This window comes from Sporosarcina sp. E16_3, from assembly GCF_017347125.1.
Taxonomy (GTDB): Bacteria; Bacillota; Bacilli; order Bacillales_A; family Planococcaceae; genus Sporosarcina.
Window position 1 is genome coordinate 1 of record NZ_JADPRX010000017.1, and the last position, 26,012, is coordinate 26,012.

Below are 26,012 nucleotides of genomic sequence, written 5' to 3' on the forward strand. Positions count from 1 at the left end.
TCGCCCCAACTGTCGTGCCTGATGGTCTTCAATGTTCGGATGATCCTGTGCTTCGCTTTCGCGGGGCAGCCTACGCGGAATCAGCAAAACGAAGACATCATTTTGTAGAATTAATGGATGAGTGAACAAAAACCTCCATGTACCATTAACGGGCTCGGTTGTTGGGGCGAATAAAAAGTAGGTACACTAACATTTATTTCAACGACATAATGTGTATTGCTGTTCAGGAAACAACAATGAAAGCTTCTTTTATACTATAGATTTGAGGTGAAAATATGCCAAGAGTTAAATACAGGGATAAAGACATTGAGTTAATGGCAAGGATGATGAGAGCAGAAGCCTAGGGTGAAGGAAACCAAGGGATGTTATATGTTGGCAATGTAATTATTAATCGCGCTGTAGCAGATTGTTTAGATTTTAATGATGTAAGAACAATTGAAGACGTCATTTTTCAGAAACAAGGAGGAAATTATTCTTTTGAAGCTGTTCAAAAAGGGAATTTATTTTACCAACGAGCGCGATCTTCTAAAAAAAAATTAGTAAAACGGAATATTGATAATTGGAGACAACATCCAGCGCAATATGCCCTTTGGAACTTTAATCCATCCGCCCCTTGTCCTCCAACATGGTACGGTCAACCTTTTACTGGTCAATTTAAAAATCATTGTTTTTATGAACCAGCAGCTGGGACATGTGAAAGTGTTTATAACGGTTAGGTTCTCAAGGAGCTATTATTAATAGTAGTGAATTACCAGAATGTTGACATAAAAAAAGACGATTTCATCTATAAGTAGATGAAATCGTCTTTTTTTTTATATCTTGTTACCATAATGATGCCACACATCGCTTAAACGTTGCTGCGACAACAAATATGGAGACGGCGGGAGTCGAACCCGCGTCCAGAGGCCCTAACACTTAAGCATCTACGCGTGTAGATTGACTATTAGGTTTCGCGTGGCATTATGCCATCAATCAAGGCGTCATGTACGCTATCTTGGAAGTCTCTTCCGACTGCCTCAAGAGGCAACAGCCGTCGTATCCCACTAAAGGTTAGCCCTGCAACGCCACATGGGCGATGAAATTACAAGGCAGATTCAACAGCTTACGCTGCGAATGCTAGGTTGTTGTTAGTTTTGCCTGTTATTATAAGGTGTCGTTTCTGACGGAGCCGAACCCTCCGACGCGCAACTCAAGCTCAGACTACCCCTGTCGAATCCGTAACGTCCCCAAAGGGATGTCAGGAGAACCTATTGAAAGGCTTCTGAACTACTTACTATACTTATTGTAACTTATCTTAACCTATACTTCAATATTTTTGCCTATCTCTAAGTGCACGATCTATTTCACGTTTTGCATCTTTTTTCTTAAGATCTTGACGTTTATCGTAATCTTTCTTCCCTTTACCAACACCAATTAACACTTTTGCAAAGCCGTCTTTTAAATACATCTTAATCGGTACAATAGCAGATCCCTGCTCTTTCGTTTGTCCAATCAATTTGCTAATCTGTTTTTTATGAAGAAGTAGCTTTCTAGAACGCAATGGATCGTGATTGAACTGGTTTCCATGATCATATGGACTAATGTGCATATTGGAAATCCACGCTTCGTTATTACGGATCCTTACAAACGCATCACGCAATTGGACTTTACTATTACGAATTGCTTTGATTTCCGTACCTAGAAGGACAATACCTGCCTCAATTGTTTCTTCGATTGCAAAATCATGATTCGCCTTTTTATTGACGGCGACTACCTTCCCTTGGCCTTTCGCCATTTCTTTCACCCCTTAATCAATTGCGCCTCGGCGTAATTGCGTCCAAATTTTGAATTGCGTTTATGCCTGCAGGACGCAGGTATACAACCTTTGCTGCAGGACGCGGCGCTCTTAGGTTGCCTTTCCACAGCTTTCAAAATTTTTGACATTCGCCGGAGGCTTGGTCCAACAGGATGTTGGTTACTCAGACGTTGCCGCAGGACGCGGCGATTTTAGTCTGAGTTCTTCTAATCAGCGGGTAGCCTGAACCCCCACTGTTTTTTGCACATTTTAGCATTCACGCCGCCACTTATTGAAGTAGAGAACGTCTGCTGAATCAAGTGAAAACCTCAGAGCGGCCTAGACCGCTCCGGCTTTACTTTTTCTTTTTAGGCCTAGGTTTAAGTTTACTACCCGCTTTTTTCGCTGCGCCTTCATAGAACTTTTTCTTTTTATTGTATGTGCCAGATTTCTTTTGATTTTTTGACTTGTCGCCGGACTTATTGTCGCCTTCTTTTTTCTTAGCATAAATAACTTTCGGCGTTTCTTTACGTGTACGACGGAAGTTTTGTTTCATCCCAACGATTTCAAAATCGATTGTCGATTCTTCAGGTTTCACAGCAATAACTTTGACGGTTACTTCGTCGCCAAGCCTATATTGCTTGCCTGCACGTTCACCAATCATCATCATTTGTCTGTCGTCAAATCGATAATAATCATCTGTCATATGGCTAACATGAACAAGCCCTTCGATTGTGTTTTCCAGTTCGACAAACAAACCAAAGTTTGTAACCGATGAAATAACGCCCTCGAATTCTTCGCCAATTTTATCGAGCATAAATTGAGATTTTTTCAGTGACTCTGTATCACGTTCTGCTTCAACCGCACGGCGTTCTCGTTCCGATGTATGCTCTGCAATATCGGATAATATCGCACCCCAATGTGCAAGCGTCTGTGCCGAAACATCTTTTTCAATTAGATATGTCCGGATTAAACGGTGAACAATCAAATCTGGAAAGCGGCGGATTGGTGCCGTGAAATGGGTATAAAATTCAGTAGATAATCCAAAGTGACCCAGGCTTTCATCGAAATACTTCGCCTGTTGCATTGAACGAAGGAGCATTGTCGATATAACCGTTTCTTCAGGAAGACCTTCAATTGATTCAACAATTTCCTGTAGCGCTTTTGGATGGACTTTATTGCCAGTTCCTTTGACAACAACGCCGAAGTTTGTTAGGAATTCGAAGAACCGTTGTAATTTCTCAGCTTTGGGATCTTCGTGAATCCGGTAAATGAACGGTAGTTCAAGCCTGTGGAAATGTTCAGCAATCGTTTCGTTCGCAGCAAGCATGAATTCTTCTATGAGGCGTTCTGATACAGTTCGCTCCAAAATGACAACATCCGTTGGCCATCCTTTTTCATCAACAAGGATTTTCGATTCCTTGAAATTGAAATCAATGGCTCCACGATCTTCTCTCTTCTGTTTCAAAATAGCTGCGAGGTCTGCCATATGGTTAATCATAGGAACAACATTTGCATATCGAGTTGAAAGTTCTTCATCTTTTTCTTCGATGATTTTATAAACTTCATTATAGGTCATACGTTCTTTCGAGCGAATAACACTCTCAAATATCTCATGATCGATGACCTTCCCGTTGCGGTCTATCGTCATTGTACAAGACAACGTAAGCCTATCGACACCAGGATTTAATGAACAAATTCCGTTCGATAATCTATGCGGCAACATCGGAATAACTCTATCCGTCAAGTAAACACTAGTTCCTCGATCATAAGCGTCATCGCCCATTGGTGAATTTTCCGTCACATAATAACTGACATCGGAAATATGAACAGATAATAGATAGCCACCATTGTCATTTTTCACAACTGAAATAGCATCATCAAGGTCTTTCGCGTCTGCACCATCAATTGTAATCGAAAGTTCTTCACGAAGGTCACGACGGTTGATCAAATCTCTTTCCTGAACTTCATCAGGAATTTTATTTGCCTGGTCTAGTACTGCTTGTGGAAAATCGACTTCAATTCCATGCTTATGAATAATAGACAAGATATCAACGCCGGGATCATTTCTGTGACCAAGGATTTGTGTCACCATACCTGTTGCTGACTTCCCGTCAACAGGCCAGTCTGTTATTTCAACAACGACTTTATGACCGTCCACCGCATCAAGTGAATCCCCTTTGCCGATGAAAACGTCCATAGGTAATTTTTTATCATCAGGAACAACGAAACCGAAGCCTTTATTGTTCTGGTACATACCAACTACCTTTGTCGTTTTGCGTTCTACGACACGTGTAATTGCCCCTTCACGTCTACCGCCTGATGTAGCGTTAACGACACGTATGAGGACAGTATCCCCGTTCATCGCACCATTAACTTCATGTGGGGGGATGAATACATCATCCATTCCTTCTTCTTCCGGTGCTACAAAACCAAAGCCTTTTGCATGCCCGATGAATTTTCCACGCAGGAGATTCATGCCTTCGGGTACGCCATAACGGTTCGATTTAGAACGAATAATTTGCCCTTTTTGTTCAAGGTCCACAAGCATTTTCACTAGTTCCTTAAACTCCGCTGCCTGTTCAAATCCCATTACTTCCTGGATTTCCTGTACAGTTAACGGCTTATACGATTCTTCTTTCATTAGAGACAGCAATTTTTGCTGAATGTCTTGCTCTATGCTATCCAAGTTGCATCACTCCTTATAAGTATATAGTATGGTCATTGGTCTAATCTTTCACTCATTCCAGTCCAATGATTCCAGGAATCTCAAAATATCTTCATGAAGTGTCACTTTTTCAGGTCCAAGCGTAATGACATGTCCCGATTGTTCATACCATTTAATGTGTTTTATGTCTGATTCGGTATTGTCATAAATAACGTTTGCAGAATCGGTATCGATAACATCATCGTATGTAGCTTGCACAACCAATAGTGGTGCATAAATGTGGTCGATATGATTGCGTACATCATAGACGAGTGAGCGAAGTTCTTCCAGAGAAGGCATATTTTGCGCACGTAATGCCTCTATATCTCTTTCGATGTCAGCATCACCTTTCCCTTCAAACTTCTTATACTCTCGTGCATATTTAAGAACACCTTCATACATAAGGTCAGTTGTTTTCATCGACATCGGCGCACACATTGTAACAATGCCCTTCACTGGCTTGTTATACCCCAATTTGAGCGAAAATACGCCTCCTAAAGACAATCCCGCTACTGCAATCTCATCATAGCCAGCTTCCTTTAATTGATTATAACCCTTAAGAACATCTTCCCACCACTCTTCGGGACCCGTGTGGATCAATTCTTCAGGAGGAACACCGTGGCCTTTGTAATGAGGTGCAAGCGATGTGTAACCCTTCTTTTCAAGAAAACGTCCCAACATCCGGACATCCGCAGAGGTACCAGTAAATCCATGGAGCAGTAAAACTGCACGCTTCCCTCTTTCGAAAAAGAATGGTTTCGGTTGTGCAATTCTCAATTCAATCATCCCTTCGTAAGAAAAGCGCAAGGCGCCCGCTAGACGCGGCAGGCATAAGTCGATCCAGCGACGTGGCGCTCTTTGCCACATAGCTGAATTGCTTATGACCGAGCGGCTGGCGCCTGGAGTCTAGACACCGACCCCAGTAGAAAAAACTAATACTATTTTACTTTTTCATAAAAAACGCCCGACCAGTCGGAAGGTCAGGCGATAGTGGTCTATTTAAGATTATACTTTCATAATGACGATCGCCAATACGATAAACAAAACAGCAAGTACAACTGTAACCCGTTGAAGTACAAGGTCAAGTCCTCGTGCTTTTTGTTTCCCGAAAAGTTGTTCGGCTCCACCAGAGATGGCTCCTGATAGACCTGCGCTTTTCCCAGATTGCAATAATACGACTACGATCAATGATAGTGCTACGATTACGAGCAGTGTCATCAGCAAAGTATGCATTTTGTTCCACCTCCCGATTCGAACTTCACAACAGTTCTATTTTACCAAAAACGGACTGGCGTTACAACCTATTGTTCTAATTTTAAGACAGAAGTCTTAAGGGTCACCTTTTGAATTTCCACTTAATCTCTCAAAAGGCAAAGAAAAACCCGCCTAAGCGGGTTTTGATCACTCATTATTTCTTCAAGTTATAAAACGTCTTAACACCGAGATACTCAGCAGTATCATCTAGCTGATCTTCAATACGAAGCAATTGGTTGTATTTCGCAACGCGGTCCGTACGAGATGGTGCACCCGTTTTGATTTGCCCAGCGTTTGTTGCAACTGCGATATCAGCAATTGTCGTATCTTCCGATTCACCTGAACGGTGGGAAATAACAGCCGTATAGCCAGCGCGTTTCGCCATTTCAATCGCATCAAACGTTTCCGTCAATGTACCGATTTGGTTCACTTTAATAAGGATTGAGTTACCAATACCTTCTTCAATACCGCGGGCCAGTTTTTCTGTGTTCGTTACAAACAAGTCGTCCCCGACAAGTTGAACTTTTTTGCCTAGACGGTCCGTCAAAAGTTTATGACCCGCCCAGTCATTTTCATCCAAGCCATCTTCAATAGAGATGATTGGATACTTATTGCAAAGCTCTTCGTACCAATCAACCATTTCTGCCGATGTTTTCACGATACCTTCACCTGCAAGATTGTACGTGCCATCTTCTTTATTGAAAAACTCAGATGCTGCAACGTCCATTGCAAGAAGAACTTCCTCGCCTGGTGTGTAGCCCGCTTTTTCGATTGCTTCAAGGATAATAGACAATGCTTCTTCATTGGAAGATAGGTTCGGAGCGAATCCGCCTTCATCACCCACTGATGTATTCAAGCCTTTAGCTTTTAATACAGCTTTTAGGCTATGGAAAATTTCAGTTCCCATGCGAAGTCCTTCATGGAATGAATCCGCCCCGACTGGCATTACCATAAACTCTTGAATATCAACGTTGTTATCTGCGTGCTCGCCGCCGTTTAAAATATTCATCATTGGCACTGGCAATTGTTTTGCGTTAATGCCACCTAGATATTGATAAAGGGGAATATCAAGGTAATCAGAAGCAGCATGTGCGACAGCTATCGATACGCCAAGAATTGCATTTGCGCCCAAGTTTCCTTTGTTAGTAGTTCCATCAAGTTCAATCAGCGCTTTGTCGATTGTCACTTGATCAAGGACTGAATACGCATCTTCCAATTCTTCCGAAATGACTTCATTAACATGGTCAACCGCTTGAAGAACACCCTTGCCGAAGTAGCGATTTGGATCACCGTCACGTAATTCTACTGCCTCGTATTCGCCTGTCGAAGCGCCAGATGGAACGATTGCCCGACCAAATGCACCGCTTTGGGTAAATACTTCAACTTCTACTGTTGGATTTCCACGTGAATCGAGTACTTCTCTAGCTTGGATAAGTGTAATGATTGGCATGTCATTCTCCCCTTTTAAAATAATGGTGTGCCGGTCATTTCTGCCGGTTGGTCTACTTGTAACAATTTTAGCATTGTTGGTGCCAAGTCTGCGAGTTTACCGCCTTCACGCAGAACTATTTCTGACTTCGTAACGATAACCGGAACCGGATTCGTCGTGTGTGCCGTCATCGGAGCCCCGTCTAGTGTCGTTACTTCATCAGCATTCCCATGGTCAGCCGTAACGATTGCCGTACCGCCTTTAGCATGAATTGCGTCGATGATTTTGCCAAGGCATTCATCGACCGTTTCAATCGCCTTGATGGTTGGTTCCAGCATACCACTATGCCCGACCATGTCAGGATTTGCGAAATTGAGAATAATGGCATCAAAGCGATTCGCTTCAATTCCTTCAATAAGCGCTTCCGTCACTTCGTAAGCACTCATCTCTGGTTGCAAGTCATACGTTGCAACTTTCGGTGAGGCTATCAAAATACGTTCTTCGCCTTCAAATCTATCTTCTCTTCCTCCACTCATGAAAAAAGTGACATGAGGATACTTCTCAGTTTCTGCAATACGCAGTTGTGTCAATCCATTACGAGAAATGACTTCACCAAGTGTATTTTCTAGATTTTGACTACTATAGACGACATCTGCAACAACTTCGTCACTATAATGCGTGAACGTTACAAATTTCAAGTCCGTAAATTTCTTCGTTTCTTTTTCTAATTCATCAAAAGAACTATCCGTAAATGCACGTGAAAGTTGAATCGCACGATCCGGTCGGAAGTTAAAGAACACAACCGCATCTCCGTCTTCGACAGTTGCAACTGGTTTACCAAGTTCTTCGATCACGAATGGCACGACAAATTCATCATGAATCCCTTGTTTATAGGATGCCATTACGCCTGCTGTCGGCGTTGCCGCTGTTAGGGCAGTGCCATCTACAATCGCGCGGTAAGCCTTCTCAACACGCTCCCAGCGCTTATCACGATCCATCGCGTAATAACGCCCTGAGATACTTGCAAACTTACCTACGCCTAGCTCTTGCATAAACGTTTCAGTCTTTTCGAGGTAATCAAGTGCAGACTGCGGACTTACATCACGGCCATCAAGGAATGCATGGACGAACACCTTATCAAGCCCGTTCAACTTCGCTAGGCGAAGGAGTGCGAATAAATGCTCATAATGGCTATGTACACCACCGTCGGATAGTAGCCCCATCAGATGAAGTGCAGAGCCATTTTCCTTCGCGTGCCTAACTGCCCGCAGAAGTGTTTCGTTATCAAAAAAGTCAGCTTCCCTAATTGATTTATTAATACGGGTCAGACTTTGATAGACGACGCGACCAGCTCCAATATTTAAATGCCCGACTTCAGAGTTCCCCATCTGCCCTTCAGGAAGACCTACCGCTTCCCCACAAGCTGTCAGCGTTGAATGTGGGAAGTTGTTCCATAATAGATCGTAATTCGGCTTATTCGCCTGTGCAACTGCATTTCCTAGCTTGTCATCACGAAGGCCAAAACCATCCAAAATGATAAGCGCTACCGGACTTTTACTCATGTGCTCCAGCCTCTAGCAATTTCAAGAATGATGCAGCTTCCAAACTTGCGCCGCCGACAAGTGCGCCATCGATATGTTCCATTGTGAGAAGTTCTTCAATGTTATCCGGTTTAACGCTACCTCCATACTGAATACGGATTTGGTCAGCGACTGTTTCATTGTATAATTCGCCAATTGTCATACGGATTGCACCACATACTTCATTCGCATCTTGTGCAGTTGCCGTTTTCCCTGTACCGATAGCCCAGATTGGTTCATAAGCAATGACTGCTTGTGCTGCTAAATCAGCGCTGATGCCTTCAAATGCTTTTTTCACTTGTCCTGCTACTAAATCGACTGTTTTTCCACTTTCGCGATCTTCAAGTGATTCTCCCACACAGACGATTGGTGTTAGCTTGTAATCGAATGCAGCATGAACTTTCTTGTTGACGGATTCATCTGTTTCGTTGAAGTATTGGCGACGTTCAGAATGACCCAGGACAACATAGCCGACGCCTATTTCTGACAGCATCGCTGGACTGATTTCACCCGTGAATGCTCCTTCTTTTACATCGTGCATCGTTTGTGCGCCAATACCGACTGCTGAACCTTTTGTTATTTGTACAAGTTCCGAAAGGTATAAAGCAGGTGGACAGATAACCGCTTCCAACTTTTCTGAAACTGGTGCTTTTTCTTGCACTTCTATCGCGAAGCTTTTCGCTTCTTCAAGAGACTTGTACATTTTCCAGTTACCAGCAATTATTCGTTTTCGCAAATTAGTTTCCTCCACTCATTTATCGTTTAATGCAGTGACGCCAGGTAAGTCTTTCCCCTCCATGAATTCAAGAGAAGCTCCCCCACCGGTGGAAATGTGATCCATTTTAACTGCTACGCCGAACTTTTCGACAGCAGCGGCTGAATCGCCCCCGCCAATAACCGTATACGCTGTTGTTTCAGCCATCGCTTTTGCAACGCGTTGTGTTCCTCCAGCGAATGACTCCATTTCGAAGACACCCATCGGCCCGTTCCAAATGATCAATTTCGACTCTTTAATAACATTCGCGTAAAGTTCAGCTGTTTTCGGTCCAATATCAAGCCCCATCCATCCTTCTGGTATGGAATCAATTGCAACCACTTTCGTATTCGCTTCGTTTGAAAATGCATCCGCCACGACCACGTCCATTGGCAAATACAAATTAACGCCTTTATCTTTAGCCTTCTGAATAAATGAGTTTGCAAGGTCGATTTTATCTTCTTCTAAAAGCGAATTTCCTATTTCATGACCTTGTGCTTTTGTAAATGTATATGATAATCCGCCGCCGATAATCAAGTTATCCACTTTGTCTAACAGATGATCGATGACGCCAATTTTGTCTTTCACTTTGGCTCCGCCAATAATCGCTGTGAATGGACGGTCAGGCTCTGATAATGCCTTACCTAGAATGTCCAATTCTTTTTCAAGTAAGAGCCCAGATACAGCTGGAATATATTGCGCGATGCCTGCGGTAGATGCATGCGCACGGTGTGCAGCGCCAAATGCGTCATTGACGAAAAGGTCAGCGAGTTCCGCAAATTGCTTTGCGAGTCCTGCATCATTCTTTTCTTCCCCTGCATGGAACCTAACATTTTCAAGCAGAACGATATCGCCGTTTTTCATTGTTGAAATGGTTTCCTCCACTTCTTTCCCAATGGATGAATCGAGCTTTGTTACCGGTTTGCCAATCAATTCCGCAAGTTTTTCTCCTACAGCAGTAAGCCGCATGTCTTCATTCACTTCGCCTTTTGGACGACCTAAATGGCTTGCTAGAATAACTTTTGCACCCTGTTCGACCATGTAAGTGATGGTCGGAATTGCTGCACGGATCCTTGTATCATCCGTTACATTGCCATCTTCCATAGGCACATTGAAATCCACCCGGCAAAAAACGCGTTTCCCTTCAAGCTGCATATCTTTCATCGTCTTTTTCGACACCATGAAAACGCCCACCTCCATATTTACTGAAAAAAAATGAGGAACGGGGTAACCCCCGCTCCTCTTACCCAACTATATTATAAGGGGTCTTATTGTTTATGGCTATATTTAACTGAATTATAGACCTTTACTGTGCATATAAAGCGCCAAGTCTACACAACGTGCAGAATAAGCTGATTCATTGTCATACCAAGTAATTACTTTCACCATGTTGTCTTCAAGGACCATCGTTGAAAGACCATCTACAGTAGATGATGAAGTATTTCCGTTATAATCTTTAGATACTAGTGGAAGTTCATTATAAGCCAAGAAACCTTTTAGCTCATTTTCAGCCGCGTTTTTCAATGCATTGTTCACATCAGCAACTGTCACATCTTTCTCAAGTTCAGCGACAAAGTCAACGAGTGAAACGTTTGGTGTCGGAACGCGGACAGCCATACCGTCAAGTTTACCTTTCAATTCAGGAATAACTTTCGTTACAGCTGAAGCTGCGCCAGTCGTAGTTGGAATCATGTTTTCTCCAGCTGCACGAGCACGTCTGTAATCCGAATGTGGTAAATCCAAAATGCGTTGGTCATTTGTGTACGAGTGAATTGTTGTCATTAGACCGCGTTTTATGCCAAATTCGTTGTGAAGTACTTTCACAACTGGCGCAAGACAGTTTGTCGTACATGATGCATTCGATACGATAGTATCTGTTTCCGGGTTATACGTTTCATGGTTGACGCCCATAACAAGTGTTGTGATATCACCTTTAGCAGGTGAAGACAAGATAACTCTTTTTGCACCGGCTTCAAGGTGTTTGCTAAGTCCTGCTCTGTCCGTAAATACGCCTGTCGAATCGACGACAACGTCAACCCCTAGTTTGCCCCATGGGAGTGCTGCTGGATCTTTTTCTGCATATACTTTCACTCTTTTGCCATCGACAACTAGCGTGTCATTATCCGAACTGACTTCTGCGTCAAATACGCCATGTACAGAGTCATACTTCAAAAGATGTGCAAGCATTGCCGCATCCGTTAAATCGTTCACTGCTACAATTTCAATTTCCTCTTGTTTCAATGCCTCACGAAATACTTTACGTCCAATACGTCCAAAACCGTTAATTGCAATTTTCAATGTCATAATCTATTCCTCCAAGTTGTTTTTAGTTTTATTTTAAAAGTTTCTTATATCTATACAAAGCCCATCTAAACCTATTCCCTGAAAAGACCCGTCTTAGTCATTTATACGTTTATTTATTGACGAGTATTTTCAGCATTTCAGTCGCGGCACCTTCATCAGTTACTAAAATTGTTTGTTTAGGTGCACTTGCCATATAAGCCAAGATGGCTTCAGCTTTACTGCTGCCGCCCGCGACTGAAATGATTAGCGGAATCTTCTCGAGATGGCCAGTTTGGATACCGATTGTCCGTAATCTGTGGACAACGTTACCATCCTGGTCAAAATAATAACCGAATGCTTCGCCTTTAGCTCCATTGTCATGGATCATATCCTGCTCTTCTGTGGGCGTATTACGCATAGTTGCCATTGTTTGTGCGTCGCCTACTCCATGCAGAACACAATCTGTTGTGTCGTAAAGTTCGAGCATTTTCAAGACAGAAGGATCTTTTCGGAACGCTTCATGCGCTTCTTCACTTAACGACTCTGGGTAATAAAATGTACTATACGTACCTCCGCATGCCGAGGCAAAAGAAGCCGCAATAACATTCGCTTGCAATCCAATATCATCACCTACACCGCCTCTTGCAGCGATGAATAGCAGATTATTGGTACCGCTAAATTTTTCGATATGAAGTGGAATTGATGCAATTGTACTTCCTCCAGTGACGGCGACTACTTTGCCCTCGTCAATTTTAGAAGAAAATTGTTTCGCTGCCTCCATACCAAGTAAGCTTTTCGAAGCGCTATCCGTATCGCAGTTACCTGCTACAACTTTGACTGATTGAATGCCAAGGAAACCCATTAATTTCTTTGCAATAGCCGTACGACCCGACCAGTCTTCCATTGAAGACTCAAGTGCAAGTAAGACAGTCAATCCTTCAGTGGTGATTGAAGCTCCGTCTTTTGCGATATCAATAAGATTTTGACCCCTTAGCGTATCCATCATGGTTCGCGTTTCTCGCTCCGATAAGCCTGCCATCTGACCGAGTGGACGTCTTCCAATTGGGCCAGCCATTTTTACAAGCTTTACTATCCGATATCTTTGCTGCATTAACTCCATCATTTCTGGTACGAGTTTGCTCTGTGCATCCATCAAAACGTCCAATGGCTGCCCTCCTCTTTACCATAGGGACACTTTGCGACCCTACGTACTAAATAACGTCCCACATAAAGCAAAAAAATATTTCTAACTTCATTGTAGCTCTTTTCATTCGACTTTACAAACAATATAGCATTAATTATCAGAATAAATCAATGATATCAGCGTAGCCAATTGACCCGTAAAGCATTACATCGCCATCTTTTTCGATGACAGGAATCAAAAACATATATTTCTCATGACTTTCATCATCAGTTTCTATATCTACTTTCGTCCACGTTAGCGGGAAATCTTCTTGAACAAGTTTCATCATTAACTCAGCTTCCTCACAAAGATGACAGCCTGGTTTCGTATAAAATGTCACATGCACTCTAATGCACCTCACTACCTTTATAATACCTTCAGTATAAATGAATAACGGGGGCATGCACAGGATGTTGCCCACGCATGCCGCCTGTTATCATTATCTTTTACCAGCTTCGGCCTGCTCCGCCTCCACCGCCGGAACCACCGCCACCGAAACCACCAAACCCGCCTCCTGAACCACCGCCACCACTTCTGCCGCCAAAAGAACCAGGGAAGAAAATTGGCCCCCCACCGCGTCGTCCACCCGAACCGCCTCCTCCACGACCTCCTCTATTACTGATAACACGGAAGACAATGTAAATAATGATGAATAGAATGACGGGGAATGGAATACCGAAACCCCCATCACTTGAGTCGGAATCTATAGTTGTGACGGGCACAACCGCGCCATCCCAGCCATATTCAGCTGCGATTTCATTATAGAATGATTTATATGCTTCCATGATCGCCATGTCAGGCTGTTGCTTATCCAAATAAGGAACAGCTACTTCATCCATTATACGTCCGACTTTTCCGTCCGGAAGGGCACCCTCTAATCCGTACCCGACCGATAGTTCGAAATGTCGTTTACCATCGGAATTTTTCTCTGTTGTGACAACTAGCAAAGCTCCGTTATTTTTTTCCTTATTACCTAATTTAAATTCCCTGAGCTTCTCTACCGCATTTTCCTCAACTGGCTCATCGCCTATGCTCGGGAGGATTAATACCGCAAGTTCCGCTGTCGTAGCATTCTTTAATTGAATCCCATATTGCTCAAGTTCCGCTTTCTGTTCAGCGGACAACACATTCGCAGTATCTTGAACAACTGGAACAGCAGCATCAGCCGAAAACACTGCTGAGTTTAACGATGTAAAAACAATCAGACATGCCGTCACCAGTATGCGGACAGCTTTTCTAATCATTCCTTGTCATCTCCAAAATCGACATTCGGCGCTTCATTTGCAGCTGCATCGGCTTTAAAGTATTCCTTTTCATCATATCCGAAAATGGATGCAACGATTTTTCCAGGGAATCTTTTTACTTTCCTATTGTAATTGGCGACTACGTCGTTATAATCCTTACGTGCAACACCCAATCGATTTTCAGTCCCCGAAAGTTCATCCATTAATTGTCTGAAGTTCTCATTCGCCTTCAAATCAGGGTAGTTTTCAACGACTACGAGAAGACGGCTAAGAGCTCCGGCTAAGTCAGCGTTTGCATCCGCTTGTTCCCCAGGCCCTTTTGCACCGGCCAATCTGGCACGAGAATCCGCAATATCACTGATAATCCCTTTTTCATGGCTTGCGAAGCCTTTTACCGTGCTTACCAAGTTCGGAATCAAATCAAGTCTCCGTTGTAGTTGATTTTCCACTTGTGCATACGCCTGGTCCACATCTTCTTCTAAATTAACGAATTTGTTATAGCTTGGAACCAGTATCATTGCCAAAACTGCAAGTATAATTACGATTACCGCAATTGGTCCTAAAACTCTTTTCATGTTAACACCCCTCACGAGTTAGTTATTTTCATTTACCCTCTCGAACACCGTGCCGAAACTTTTTCTACAGTAGTATATACAGTATGACGATTGAAAATGTTTCATTTCTTCTGCGGCATCGTTTTTTTAGCCATCAAAAAACCGGCTTCCCATAGTGGAAAGCCGGCTTTCGTACAACTTATTTAGATTCAGGTTTAGTTTTAGCTCCGTCTTTCATGTCACTGCGTGTAATAATATGGTCAATTAAACCATATTCTTTCGCACGTTCAGCTGTCATGAAATTGTCGCGGTCTGTATCTCTCGCAATTACTTCAACTGATTGGCCAGTACGCTCAGCAAGAATCAAGTTAAGTTTTTCACGAGTGAAAAGGATATGTTTTGCAGCAATTTCAATTTCTGTTGCTTGCCCTTGTGCTCCACCCAATGGTTGGTGAATCATTACTTCTGCGTTAGGAAGTGCGTAACGTTTCCCTTTAGTACCCGCCGCTAGCAGGAACGATCCCATAGATGCAGCCATCCCCATACAAATTGTTTGGATTTCAGGTTTGATGAATTGCATTGTGTCAAAAATAGCCATTCCAGCAGTGACGCTTCCCCCGGGGCTATTAATGTAGATTGAAATATCTTTATCCGGATCTTCTGCTTCCAAAAATAGGAGTTGAGCAACGATAGAGTTCGCAACGTCGTCATTGATTCCACTTCCAAGCATGATAATACGGTCTTTCAATAGACGTGAATAGATGTCGTAAGCACGCTCACCGCGGCTAGTCTGTTCAATTACTGTAGGTATTAGATTCATTCTATTTCCTCCTTCAAGCTGGATAGTGTTGTCTACCTATTGAAACATAACTTCGTTTCAACTGTAACTTTATCATACATAGTATGGTCAACGAAGGTCAAATATAACGCTTTCAAAATAAGCATTGCATTCATTGAGCTACACTAGTATAATAAGTCTAGTCTGCTGCAAAAGTTAGCGGATTTGTAAGGCCCTCGTGGTGCAACGGATAGCACGTAAGCCTCCGAAGCTTAAAATGTGAGTTCGATTCTCGCCGAGGGCATATCCCAGTATAAGGTTTATACTGTAAAATATTCATCTGCTTTTACAAGCGGATGAATATTTTTTTGCGTTTTTTTTGGGGGGATGTTGCGACAGTTTAACGAGTTGTCATGAAAGTTCTTGCCTTTTCCCTTACAGTTTGCTGGGTTGCCATGACTAACCGTTATTGCCATGACTATTTATCACCTCGCCATGACTTCGAACCGCGTCCCCATGACTTCACTCCCTATTGCCATGACTAACCGTTATTGCCATGACTATTTATCGCCTTGCCATGACTTCGAACCGCATCCCCATGACTTCACACCCAATGTCCATAAAAAAACCGTTACCACTTGTCATTTGACAGCGCTAACGGTTAATCCTTTATTTAATTGTCATTTTCAACAAGGGCTGCGAGCGATTCTAGAGCCTGTTCCTCGTCGCTTCCCTCTGCGATCAATGTGATTGTTGTGCCGCGCGCAATGGCTAGGCTCATTATCCCCATTATACTTTTAGCGTTTACTTGGCGTTCTTCTCTTTTCAAAAATACGTCAGCCAAAAACCTATTTGCTTCTTGGACAAAAAGTGCTGCTTGCCGTGCTTGTAATCCTGATTTCAACTTCACTTCAACTATTCGTTCTGCCATGACAGCGCCAGCTCCTCTCTTGGTTCGACAGCGGATTCACCGACTACCGATTCCCCCATTGCGAAGATTATCCGCAATTTCTTCGATTTTTCTTAAGCGATGGTTTACACCGGATTTACTTACCATCCCGCCCGAAACCAGCTCTCCAAGTTCCTTCAACGTAATATCTTGATTGTCTACCCGAAGCCTTGCGATTTCTTGCAATCTATCTGGTAATTCAGCAAGTCCAATCGTACTTTCAATAAACTTTATATTTTCAACTTGGCGCTGTGCTGCACCAATTGTTTTATTCATATTAGCAGTTTCACAATTCACAAGCCTGTTCACACTATTTCGCATATCGCGTATGATTCGTACATCTTCAAACTTCATTAAAGACACATGCGCGCCGACAATACTAAGAAAGTCCGATATTTTTTCAGCTTCCTTTAAATAAGCAATATACCCTTTTTTCCGCTCAATAGACTTCGCATTCAAATGGTATTTGTTCATCAGATCGACTAAGTCTTCACTATGTTCTTTATATATGGAAAAGATTTCAAGGTGATAGGAAGATGTTTCCGGGTTATTCACAGAACCCCCTGCCAGAAAAGCACCCCGTAAATAAGCGCGTTGACAGCATCTCTTTTTAACCAATTCCTTTGAAATCTCATTTTTAAATTGAAATGTACCTGTCAAAATTAGAAGTTCTTCCAGAAGGGCTTTTGCTCCGCTCCTAATTCGGCAAATGTAAACGTTGTTTTTTTTCAAGCGCATCTTTTTTCGAACAAGCAACTCTACTTTATAAGGATACAACCGTTTTAAATTCGTATAAAGGCGTCTTGCAATCGCAGCGTTTTCAGTTTGCACGTCCAGACTTAACTGTTTATTAGAAAACGATAGTGCACCATTCATCCTAATGAATGCCGCTACCTCTGCCTTCGTACAACAGTCATCCGCTTCTATCTGTGTCATTTCCTTTTTTGTTTCTGAAGCAAAAGACATGATTCTTCCCCTTTCTCGGCGACGATCACGTCTGTTCCGTTTTGTTTCCATTTTCCATATAATCTATGAGCCATTTAGCTACTTTCTCGGAATCATGTATGATAGTTCCATTTAATAATAAGCAAATGTCTCTCACTACGATATTTGGTACAAGTTGTTGAAGCGTTTCCAAATCGTTTTCGACAGGCCAAGGCGGCCCCGTCCATTCTGTACCACCCTGCAACGTAGAAAACTCTGTACCGTTCAATAAAACCGTATCGATAAAGGATTCACCCGCATGATCATACAATGCCTGCACATGCTCCGAGGCCGTATAGCGATATGTTTCTCCTGCTTGCGTCGTCAAGTTGTTAATATACACCTTTTTCGCCTTACATGACAAGACCGCTTTACGAATTGATTGGACAAGAAGTGCCGGCAAGATGCTCGTATATAAGCTACCTGGACCAATAATGATCAGGTCGGCAGAATTGATGGCCTCTATTGTTTCAGGTAACGGTTCAACTTCTTGTGGCGATAAATACACTTTGCGTATTTTACGTCCGTAAACCGGAATTTTCGATTCACCAGTCACGATTGTACCGTCTTCGAGTTCTGCATGCAATGTGATGCGCTGATTAGCGGCTGGTAATACTTTCCCTTTGATGTTCAACACCTTGCTCATTTGCTCGACTGCACGTGCGAAATCACCGGTGATATCCGTCATAGCAGCCAGCATAAGATTGCCGAGTGAATGACCTTTCAAATCTTCCGAAGTAGCAAAGCGGTATTCAAACATCTCTTCGATTAATGGTTCAACATCTGAAAGCGCTGCCATCACTTTGCGTATATCACCCGGAGGCGGAATGTCATATTCATCGAGAAGTCTGCCTGAACTGCCGCCATCATCCGCTACTGTGACCACTGCGGTTAAATCGACGGGATATTTTTTCAATCCGCGTAGTAATGTCGACAAGCCTGTTCCGCCGCCTAACACAACGACTTTTTTCAAATTCCCGGATTTCGGCATAGCGTCAATCCTTTCTTTTTTCAATGTCCCTATGGGTTATTAGTGTCCGATACTCGTCCTTGAACCGGCTTCCGAAAAATTCAGCGAGTGTTACAGAGCGGTGTTGGCCTCCTGTACAGCCGAATGCAATTACTACTTGTGATTTTCCTTCATTTTTATATTGTGGAATTAAGAACTTGAATAAGTCCGTTAATTTTTCAATAAGGATTTTTGTATCGTTCCATTTCAGTACATAGTCATAGACTTCATTATCGAGTCCAGTCTTCGGTTTCAAATCCTCAATATAGAAAGGATTTGGTAGGAAACGAATGTCAAATACAACATCGGCATCAATCGGCATACCATGCTTAAAACCGAAAGAGAGGAAGTTCAGCGTAAAACCAAGATCATCCTTAGAGGAGAACTCAGACATTATCTTTTCTCTCAATGCCCTTGGTTTTAAACCTGAAGTGTTGAAAATTGAGCGTGCACGGCCTTTCATCTCGGACAATAACAAGCGCTCTTTCTTAATACCTGCTAAAGGCAATCCGCCCGCGGACAGTGGATGTGACCTTCGCGATTCCTTATAACGTCGAACAAGCGTCTCATCGTCTGCATCAAGGAATAATATTCGTGACGAAACACCCTTCATATGCAATAAATTATCCAGTGCCCCAATGAGCGAATCAAATAGGTCACCTCCACGCGTATCCATTACAGCGGCTATCCTGTTCATTTTATTTTCCGATTTCATCATCAAATTCAGAAACATAACTAATAGCTCCGGAGGCAAATTATCGATGCAATAAAACCCAAGATCTTCAAAGCTCTGCACTGCAACCGTCTTACCCGCACCTGACATCCCAGTAATAATAACTATTTCAATATCACTGCTTGGCTTCCCTATTTCAGTCATTGTCCATCACCTTCCACTGAATATTGGATTTCCTCTTTCAATAATTTAAATTCTTCGGTGTAAAAAAACGTTCCATACTGTATCCCACTCCTGGAAACTGCAAACAGTAAATTGGTCCGATCTCCTTCCGCCATTGGAAGTGTCGCTAGGTTTTCAACGGGATGCCATTCCAGCACTCCCTCAACTGTCGTTTCAAACGGTTTACCTATTAAGTCAAATGCAACGAATGTGTGGAGCATCCATTCATTTTTCACATTCTCTCCGGTTTCATCCATAATCATCATTGTGTAGACGGCTTTTAGCAGCGGATTAATCGGTACAGCACCGGTTTCTTCAGTGAATTCTCTGACGGCCGTTTCGTAAATCGACTCACCGGTATCCATCTTTCCACCAGGTGCTACATACCAGCCACGACGAGGTTTTTTTAACAATAATACATGATTGTCTTTTACTACTAGTAAATTTACGATTCTCTGCATTTGTCTAACCCCACTTTTTATAAACGCATAGTATCATTATACATCGAACCATTGTAAAACGACAAAAAAAAGGCAAACTACCGGATTAGACCGATAAATTGCCTTTCAAAATTTATTTTATCAAAAGGGGGGTCAATTGATACTTTTACTATACCCTTTAGACATTGCATTACTGTTACAGCCACATTAAGGTTACATTAAAATCCATTAAGCTTTTGCGCCTAACTTCTCCATCAATTCCTCAACGTATTTCTGTACAGCCTGCGCAGCAATACTACCGTCTCCAGTAGCCGTTACAACTTGACGCAACAATTTCTCACGAACATCCCCTGCAGCATAAATACCGGGTACGGATGTTTCCATAATTTCGTTTGTTGCAACGTAACCGTTTTCGTCAAGAATTCCAAGTTTAGCAAAAGGAGCTGTTAATGGGTCCATTCCGATATAAACGAACATGCCATCCGCTTCAAATTCCCTTTCGGAACCGTCGACAGTTGACACAAGTGTCACGGAACCAACTTTTCCTTCTCTAGCATTTACCTCTTTGACAGATGAATTCCAGATGAATTCAATCTTGTCGTTTGCAAATGCACGGTCTTGAAGGATTTTTTGTGCACGTAATTCACCACGGCGATGAACAATCGTCACCTTATCCGCAAAACGTGTCAAATAAGTGCCTTCTTCTACTGCTGAGTCACCACCGCCTACAACAACGAGCTCTTTCTTACGGAAGAATGCCCCATCACAAACCGCACAATAGCTTACGCCACGACCTGTAAGTTCAGCTTCTCCGGGAATACCCATTTTTTTGTATTCAGCACCAGTCGTAATAATAATCGCACGGGCTTTATACTCTTTGTCGCCGACAACAATCGTCTTGTAACTTTCTCCATCAATGACGTCTGTAACATCACCATAAGCATATTCAGCGCCAAATTTACGCGCGTGATCAAACATTTTTGTAGAAAGGTCCGGACCTAATATATGTTCGAATCCTGGGTAGTTTTCAATTTCTTCCGTATTAGCCATTTGGCCACCCGGAATTCCCCGTTCAAGCATTAACGTAGAAAGGTTACCACGTGATGTATAAACAGCAGCCGTCATCCCCGCAGGGCCGGCACCAATAATAATGACATCATAGATTTTTTCAGTAGTCATGTGAATTTCCTCCTCTACAACATTTACACAACAAATCGTATAGGATTCATGGTGTCCATTCAACTTTCCTGCTTATAAGAAAAGCGTAAGGCGCCGTCTTAGACGCGACAGGCATAAGTAATCCAGCGACGTGGCGCTCTTTGCCACATAGCTGGATTACTTTCAAGGAACCTAGCCTAAGTACGCCGCGTCCTGCGGCAACAGCTACGTGACCCACATCCTGCGGGCCTCCGAGCGGCTGGCGCCTGAAGCTAGACACTAAGAAAAGCGTAAGCGCCTTGGTAGACCCGACAAGCGCTGGAGGGCCTTAAGATAAAGGCGCTCTTTGCCTTTAACTTAAGGACTGAAGCGACTCGAGGGGCTAGGCGCTGGAGCTAGACAATAAGAAAAGCGTAAGGCGCCTAAAAGGAACACAGCTAAAGTGCACCACTTCCAGTAGGCCCTTAAGCATCAAATTGTGGTAAATACTCAATCAATTCTCCGACATACTTTGTCAGCGTCGGAACTGATACACCGAATTCCTTTGCAATCGCTGTTTTGGTCACATCCGGATAACGGGATGACTGGAACATATAATCTGCCGCGGCTGCAAGTGCCGCTGGATTTCTAAACAAATAAGAGCGACTTAATGCAGTCTCGCATAGGGTGAACCACATTTGAAACAGATGGGATGCTTGTTTATCGAGCGGACAATATTTGTTGTACAGTAAGTCCGTCGTTTCAAGTGCCCGCATATATGACTTATCAAAGATCGTTTCCGGCATGAACTCATAATCGAGGCCACTTGCCAGAAAAAGTCGCTCATAGTCACTTAGTTTTTCGACTTCAATATAAGATGGATGTGAGATAATTTCTTGTTTATGTCCTGATTTTCCAAGAAGATAAAAACCAAACATCCTTTCACTTCTGTAGGCATTGGTGATTTTACTAAGTAAAAACTCCCTATCCTGCTCGAGTGAGTCAGACGTGATAATCTCCTGGACATCTTTCCACGGCTCGTAACCCGCCTTCGAAGGATCTATTTCAACCAGTTTTGCATATGCGTCCCGCGCAATTTTTTCATGCCCAGAAAAATAAGCAGAATGGGACAGCCAGAAGTAATAGCCTGTATCCCCTTCAAATCCTCTTTTCTGAAGACTTCTGAGCCAATTATAGGCTTCTTTATGTCTGCCAATAAGCGCAAATGTTGCGCCGAGTTTATAGCGATTTTCAAATTGATACGGTTTAATTTTCACAAGTAAAGCAAGTAGGGACTCCAATTCCTCTTCCTTTTTTTCGTAATAATAAAAGACCGCCAGATTGCAAAGTGCATGGATATTTCCTTTATTACGATCTAAAACATCATGTAGTAACTTACTAGCCCGTTCGTTCTCCCCTATATAAAAATAGGCAAGCGCTAAATTGTTGTAAGCCGCCCAAAATTCCGGGTAATCGCCAATAATTGACTCAAGTAATTCCACAGCCGCCTTGAAATCACCCGACTCCATAAGTCGGCGTGCCTTTTCCTGTAAAAAGTACACTTCACCATCTGGCATTTCATCGTCATTAAATGACTCTTCCTGTTCTGCGAAATCAATGATTTCCATTGAATCATCAGCAAATGGGCCATCGGGATCAATTAATATATATTTCTCCGCATACATCTTCGCATCCCGTAGCATACCGAGATGGGCGTGCACTTCCGCCAAATAGAATATAACTTCCTCTTCCATAGGTGCAAGTGAGTTTGCAGTCATTAGCAGTTCATGCGCTTCCTCGAAACGGCCCTCTTCCATAACGAGCACACCGTATTCCATGAGGATTTTCCAATCTTCAGGACTTAACTCTGATGCTCTTTTCAAATACCGCTGCGCATCTTCAAAACGATCGCGTTGCATCGCCTGAATCGCCTTATTATAATAAAATTCACCGTCTGGAATGAACGAAATAATTTTTTCATCGTGCTTCTTACGTAGTTTATCCAATCATATTCCCCCGAAAAAATAAGAAGGAACGCAAAGCACGTTCCTTCTCGTATTGTCCCCCATTATACCATAAGATACATCAGCACTATCTGTTTTCATCTTTTTGTTGTCGCTCAATCATCTGCTCTTGCGTAAAGATGATCTTAACCGGATTGCCACCAGCAAACACACCCGGTGGGATATCACGGTTGACAAGGGAAGCGGCAGAAACAATCGCCCCATCGCCAATTTCTACTCCAGGAAGAATTGTCGTATTTGCTCCAATTAATACGTTCTTTCCAATAATGACATCTCCTATACGATACTCATCTATTAAGTATTCATGCGCAAGGATTGTCGTATTGAAGCCGATGATTGAATTGTCGCCGACTTTTATCCGCTCCGGGAACATGACATCAGGCATAACCATTAAGGCGAAAGACGTCTTATTTCCGACTTCCATTTTCAAAAACGTACGGAACAAAAAGTTCTTCATCGGGATGAATGGTGTATACCTCGATAATTGGATAACAGCAAAGTTTTTTGCCACTTTCAAAAACGGGACCGTCTTGTAAATATGCCAAAGTGAATTTGCTCCAACTTGTGCGGGATGCCTTTCAGTACGTCTCACCCTTTTTCACCTTTGACCAATTGAAATAAGTCCGAAATATGCTGCAACATGTAATCTGGGTTGAACGTTTGTAAAAAGGCTTCCCCTTTTGCGGACCATGCAACACCCGCTGTACGGACACCCGCATTTTGACCCCCAACTATATCATGGTAGTTATCACCAATCATAAGGGCTTCATCTGCGGTAGCTCCCAATCGTTCAAGTGCCAATAAAATCGGTTCTGGGTCAGGCTTCGTTTTCGTTACATCATCCATTGCTATGACTTCGTCAAAGACCCCTTCTACATCAAGAAGTCCCAAGCCCCGCATAACCATATCTTTTCTCTTTGTTGAAACAATCGCCATTTTCATGCCCGCCGCCTTCAACGACCTCATCGTTTCGGACACTCCGTCGAACTCGCTAGAAAGTTCATCATGCATCGATTTATTCCACGCTCTGTATTCTTCAATCAGTTGCTCCGTCTTTTCAGGGTCAATCGAATCAAATGTTTCATGTAAAGTCGGTCCTAGAAACGGTAATATATCAATTCGTCCATATTTTCCTGGGTAGTTTTTTTCAAGGACATGTTGAAATGTCCCGATGATCAATTCATTCGTATCCAGTAATGTTCCGTCAAAATCAAATAGTAGTGTAGTAATTGGTTTAGCCATCTGCAACCGGAACCTCCTTCTTCTTCTGTTGTTCAGACCGTTTCCAGACATACGCGACAATGATCGTCAGCACGAAAGCCGTTACGACCCTGATAATCAGTAATGGCAGAATAGGAATGCCAAGTGGGATAAAAATCAGTGTATCTTCTATAACTGCGTGACAAGCAACGAGAAAGATGAATGCTAGTGTTGCGTCCTTCTTGCTCACACCATCCTCTTGTACAGCCTGAATCATAACGCCGGCACCATAAGCAAGGCCGATAACTAGACCCGCGACAAGCGTTGTTGAAGCATTCGGTTGTACACCAATTATTTTCGTAAATGGTGCTACTTTCTCAGAAAACTTCTGCAAATAATGACGGTCCTTCAATAACTGGACAAAAATCATTAGTGGGATGACGATTATGGCAAGTTGTAAGACGCCGAATGATGCTTTCTGTATGCCAAGCAATCCAATTTCCAACCAGCCATCTGGTATAGCCGTAATTTGCGGAGCCATACCGTAGCGCGCCGTCTCCCCTCCGCCTTTCCATAACAAATTGATGACGATACCTGATAGAATAGCTAGCCCATACCGAACAACAATCACGATCCACAGCTTCACACCAACTTTCAGTGCAACGCCTGTTTCTATGAATATATTATGCGAAAACGACAACATGACAGCAATGATGAATACTTCCTTCACAGTCATTTCCAACGATAAAATACCGGCAATTCCCGCATATAAATTGAGTGCATTACCAAGCACCAACGGAATCGCCGCTTCTCCACTCAGACCGAATATCCCCATAAACGGTGCAACAAGTTTAATAAGCCACGGCAACACCGGTGTATGCTGTAAAATGATGACAAGTACTGTGATTGGAAAGATGATTTTCCCCAGTGTCCACGTTGTCAGAAGTCCCGCCTTTAACCCCTTTTGAAGCGTCCCCATTTCTCAAACCCCTTTTTATTTATCTTGATACTTCACATTTACTTTTTGAACATATCTTCGCACGATGAAAACCGCGATTGCAACAATGATCGTGATGACCGATACTAGCTGCGCCGCCCGAAGTTCACCGATGACATATAAACTGTCCGTTCGCATTCCTTCGATGAAGAAGCGCCCAGCAGAATACCAGACAAGGTAAAATAGAAACATTTCGCCGCGCTTCAAGTTCACCTTGCGCAACAAGATAACGATGACAAGTCCCACAATATTCCACATGGATTCATAAAGGAATGTCGGATGATACGTCACGCCTTCAATCGTCATCTGGTTCATAATCCAATCAGGAATAATCGTTGTTTCAATGAACTTTTCTGAAACAGGGCCCCCGTGTGCCTCCTGATTCATGAAATTGCCCCAACGACCGATAATTTGACCTATCAGCAGACCAGCTGCTGCAATATCAACCACTTTCCAGAATGAAATACCTCTCTTTTTCGTGAAGAAGTACGTCGTAATGAAGGCACCAATTAATGCACCATGGATAGCGATGCCGCCTTGCCAAATTTGAATAATCTGTCCCGGATGGTCTTTATAATAATCCCACGAGAAAATAACATAGTAAATTCGCGCACTAACAATCGCGATTGGAACAGCCCAAATGAGCAGGTCAGTCAAAAAATCCGGATGCATTCCGCGCTTTACCATTTCTTTTTGAACAACAATGAATGCGAGTACAATCCCTAGTGCAATTAAAATCCCATACCACCTGACTTCCAGTGGACCTAGTGAAAATGCAATCGGGTTTATTGCAAGTACATTAAACATGTATCAACCTATCCTTTCTCCATCAATCAT

The 26,012-nt window shown here is 42.8% G+C and carries 26 protein-coding genes, 1 tRNA gene, 1 other RNA gene and 1 pseudogene; 2 read left to right on the forward strand and 27 right to left on the reverse strand.

Annotated elements, in window-relative coordinates; all coding sequences use genetic code 11:
- Nucleotides 1–275 precede the first annotated feature (275 nt).
- Nucleotides 276–716: pseudogene (locus I2483_RS11225) on the forward strand (cell wall hydrolase).
- Nucleotides 717–869: 153 nt separating this feature from the next.
- Here I2483_RS11225 and ssrA read toward each other — a convergent pair.
- The 15 genes from ssrA to clpP form a co-directional block, all read right to left on the reverse strand.
- Nucleotides 870–1,228: a transfer-messenger RNA gene (ssrA, locus tag I2483_RS11230) on the reverse strand.
- A 78-nt stretch (nucleotides 1,229–1,306) separates the two neighbouring features.
- Complete coding sequence (gene smpB, locus I2483_RS11235) at nucleotides 1,307–1,774, reverse strand: SsrA-binding protein SmpB (RefSeq protein WP_186672058.1); 468 nt, start codon at nucleotides 1,772–1,774, stop codon at nucleotides 1,307–1,309.
- 355 nt (nucleotides 1,775–2,129) lie between these two features.
- Entirely contained in the window at nucleotides 2,130–4,463 is a 2,334-nt protein-coding gene (gene rnr, locus I2483_RS11240; RefSeq protein ID WP_255550404.1) for a ribonuclease R, read from the reverse strand.
- Between the two features lie 48 nt (nucleotides 4,464–4,511).
- Nucleotides 4,512–5,258 (reverse strand): alpha/beta hydrolase, encoded by a 747-nt coding sequence (locus I2483_RS11245; protein WP_207175915.1) that lies wholly within the window; start codon nucleotides 5,256–5,258, stop codon nucleotides 4,512–4,514.
- Between the two features lie 228 nt (nucleotides 5,259–5,486).
- Nucleotides 5,487–5,714 carry a preprotein translocase subunit SecG gene (secG, locus tag I2483_RS11250; protein ID WP_067206024.1) on the reverse strand — a complete coding sequence of 76 codons (228 nt, stop codon included), beginning with the start codon at nucleotides 5,712–5,714 and terminating at the stop codon, nucleotides 5,487–5,489.
- Between the two features lie 175 nt (nucleotides 5,715–5,889).
- The gene (eno, locus tag I2483_RS11255) at nucleotides 5,890–7,185 is read right to left on the reverse strand and encodes a phosphopyruvate hydratase (protein ID WP_207175917.1); all 1,296 of its coding nucleotides are present in this window, start codon (nucleotides 7,183–7,185) and stop codon (nucleotides 5,890–5,892) included.
- Between the two features lie 14 nt (nucleotides 7,186–7,199).
- Entirely contained in the window at nucleotides 7,200–8,726 is a 1,527-nt protein-coding gene (gene gpmI, locus I2483_RS11260) for a 2,3-bisphosphoglycerate-independent phosphoglycerate mutase (protein ID WP_207175918.1), read from the reverse strand.
- On the reverse strand, nucleotides 8,719–9,480 hold the full coding sequence (gene tpiA / locus I2483_RS11265) for a triose-phosphate isomerase (RefSeq protein WP_207175920.1): 762 nt from the start codon (nucleotides 9,478–9,480) through the stop codon (nucleotides 8,719–8,721). Before tpiA ends, gpmI begins: the two co-directional genes overlap by 8 nt.
- Nucleotides 9,481–9,495: 15 nt before the next feature.
- Nucleotides 9,496–10,677 carry a phosphoglycerate kinase gene (locus I2483_RS11270; RefSeq protein ID WP_207277374.1) on the reverse strand — a complete coding sequence of 394 codons (1,182 nt, stop codon included), beginning with the start codon at nucleotides 10,675–10,677 and terminating at the stop codon, nucleotides 9,496–9,498.
- A 117-nt stretch (nucleotides 10,678–10,794) separates the two neighbouring features.
- Nucleotides 10,795–11,802, reverse strand: a complete 1,008-nt coding sequence (gap, locus tag I2483_RS11275) for a type I glyceraldehyde-3-phosphate dehydrogenase (RefSeq protein ID WP_207175928.1) — start codon at nucleotides 11,800–11,802, stop codon at nucleotides 10,795–10,797.
- Between the two features lie 109 nt (nucleotides 11,803–11,911).
- Nucleotides 11,912–12,946 (reverse strand): sugar-binding transcriptional regulator, encoded by a 1,035-nt coding sequence (locus I2483_RS11280; RefSeq protein ID WP_207175930.1) that lies wholly within the window; start codon nucleotides 12,944–12,946, stop codon nucleotides 11,912–11,914.
- A 136-nt stretch (nucleotides 12,947–13,082) separates the two neighbouring features.
- A complete protein-coding gene (locus tag I2483_RS11285; RefSeq protein ID WP_207277375.1) occupies nucleotides 13,083–13,367 on the reverse strand; it encodes a glutaredoxin family protein in 285 nt (94 codons plus the stop codon).
- A gap of 43 nt (nucleotides 13,368–13,410) precedes the next feature.
- The gene (locus I2483_RS11290) at nucleotides 13,411–14,208 is read right to left on the reverse strand and encodes a TPM domain-containing protein (protein WP_207175932.1); all 798 of its coding nucleotides are present in this window, start codon (nucleotides 14,206–14,208) and stop codon (nucleotides 13,411–13,413) included.
- Nucleotides 14,205–14,783 (reverse strand): LemA family protein, encoded by a 579-nt coding sequence (locus tag I2483_RS11295; RefSeq protein ID WP_207175933.1) that lies wholly within the window; start codon nucleotides 14,781–14,783, stop codon nucleotides 14,205–14,207. The genes I2483_RS11290 and I2483_RS11295 overlap by 4 nt, the downstream gene beginning before the upstream one ends.
- 178 nt (nucleotides 14,784–14,961) lie before the next feature.
- Entirely contained in the window at nucleotides 14,962–15,582 is a 621-nt protein-coding gene (gene clpP / locus I2483_RS11300; RefSeq protein ID WP_186672075.1) for an ATP-dependent Clp endopeptidase proteolytic subunit ClpP, read from the reverse strand.
- Between the two features lie 190 nt (nucleotides 15,583–15,772).
- Between clpP and I2483_RS11305 the strand changes: the two genes are divergently transcribed.
- Nucleotides 15,773–15,844 (forward strand) — tRNA-Arg (locus I2483_RS11305).
- A gap of 369 nt (nucleotides 15,845–16,213) precedes the next feature.
- On the opposite strand, the gene I2483_RS11310 is transcribed toward I2483_RS11305, so the two are convergent.
- From I2483_RS11310 to lgt, 12 genes are all read right to left on the reverse strand, one after another.
- On the reverse strand, nucleotides 16,214–16,471 hold the full coding sequence (locus I2483_RS11310; protein WP_186672077.1) for an HPr family phosphocarrier protein: 258 nt from the start codon (nucleotides 16,469–16,471) through the stop codon (nucleotides 16,214–16,216).
- 36 nt (nucleotides 16,472–16,507) lie between these two features.
- Nucleotides 16,508–17,455: a DNA-binding protein WhiA gene (gene whiA / locus I2483_RS11315; RefSeq protein WP_186672079.1), complete on the reverse strand. Its 948-nt coding sequence runs from the start codon at nucleotides 17,453–17,455 to the stop codon at nucleotides 16,508–16,510.
- A gap of 25 nt (nucleotides 17,456–17,480) precedes the next feature.
- Nucleotides 17,481–18,464 (reverse strand): gluconeogenesis factor YvcK family protein, encoded by a 984-nt coding sequence (locus I2483_RS11320; RefSeq protein ID WP_186672081.1) that lies wholly within the window; start codon nucleotides 18,462–18,464, stop codon nucleotides 17,481–17,483.
- A 4-nt stretch (nucleotides 18,465–18,468) separates the two neighbouring features.
- Nucleotides 18,469–19,359 (reverse strand): RNase adapter RapZ, encoded by an 891-nt coding sequence (gene rapZ / locus I2483_RS11325; RefSeq protein ID WP_207175934.1) that lies wholly within the window; start codon nucleotides 19,357–19,359, stop codon nucleotides 18,469–18,471.
- Nucleotides 19,356–19,838, reverse strand: coding sequence for an NUDIX hydrolase (locus I2483_RS11330; protein WP_207175935.1), 483 nt, complete (start codon nucleotides 19,836–19,838; stop codon nucleotides 19,356–19,358). Before I2483_RS11330 ends, rapZ begins: the two co-directional genes overlap by 4 nt.
- Nucleotides 19,839–20,045: 207 nt before the next feature.
- The gene (trxB, locus tag I2483_RS11335; protein WP_207175936.1) at nucleotides 20,046–20,996 is read right to left on the reverse strand and encodes a thioredoxin-disulfide reductase; all 951 of its coding nucleotides are present in this window, start codon (nucleotides 20,994–20,996) and stop codon (nucleotides 20,046–20,048) included.
- A 46-nt stretch (nucleotides 20,997–21,042) separates the two neighbouring features.
- Nucleotides 21,043–21,213 (reverse strand): hypothetical protein, encoded by a 171-nt coding sequence (locus tag I2483_RS11340; RefSeq protein ID WP_207175938.1) that lies wholly within the window; start codon nucleotides 21,211–21,213, stop codon nucleotides 21,043–21,045.
- Nucleotides 21,214–21,439: 226 nt separating this feature from the next.
- Nucleotides 21,440–22,960, reverse strand: a complete 1,521-nt coding sequence (locus tag I2483_RS11345) for a tetratricopeptide repeat protein (RefSeq protein ID WP_207175940.1) — start codon at nucleotides 22,958–22,960, stop codon at nucleotides 21,440–21,442.
- A gap of 85 nt (nucleotides 22,961–23,045) precedes the next feature.
- Entirely contained in the window at nucleotides 23,046–23,570 is a 525-nt protein-coding gene (locus I2483_RS11350) for an acyltransferase (protein ID WP_186672087.1), read from the reverse strand.
- Nucleotides 23,567–24,220, reverse strand: coding sequence for a pyrophosphatase PpaX (gene ppaX / locus I2483_RS11355; RefSeq protein ID WP_207175942.1), 654 nt, complete (start codon nucleotides 24,218–24,220; stop codon nucleotides 23,567–23,569). Before ppaX ends, I2483_RS11350 begins: the two co-directional genes overlap by 4 nt.
- Complete coding sequence (locus I2483_RS11360; RefSeq protein WP_207175944.1) at nucleotides 24,213–25,157, reverse strand: nucleoside recognition domain-containing protein; 945 nt, start codon at nucleotides 25,155–25,157, stop codon at nucleotides 24,213–24,215. Before I2483_RS11360 ends, ppaX begins: the two co-directional genes overlap by 8 nt.
- A 15-nt stretch (nucleotides 25,158–25,172) precedes the next feature.
- The gene (lgt, locus tag I2483_RS11365; RefSeq protein WP_207175946.1) at nucleotides 25,173–25,982 is read right to left on the reverse strand and encodes a prolipoprotein diacylglyceryl transferase; all 810 of its coding nucleotides are present in this window, start codon (nucleotides 25,980–25,982) and stop codon (nucleotides 25,173–25,175) included.
- Between the last annotated feature and the right edge of the window lie 30 nt (nucleotides 25,983–26,012).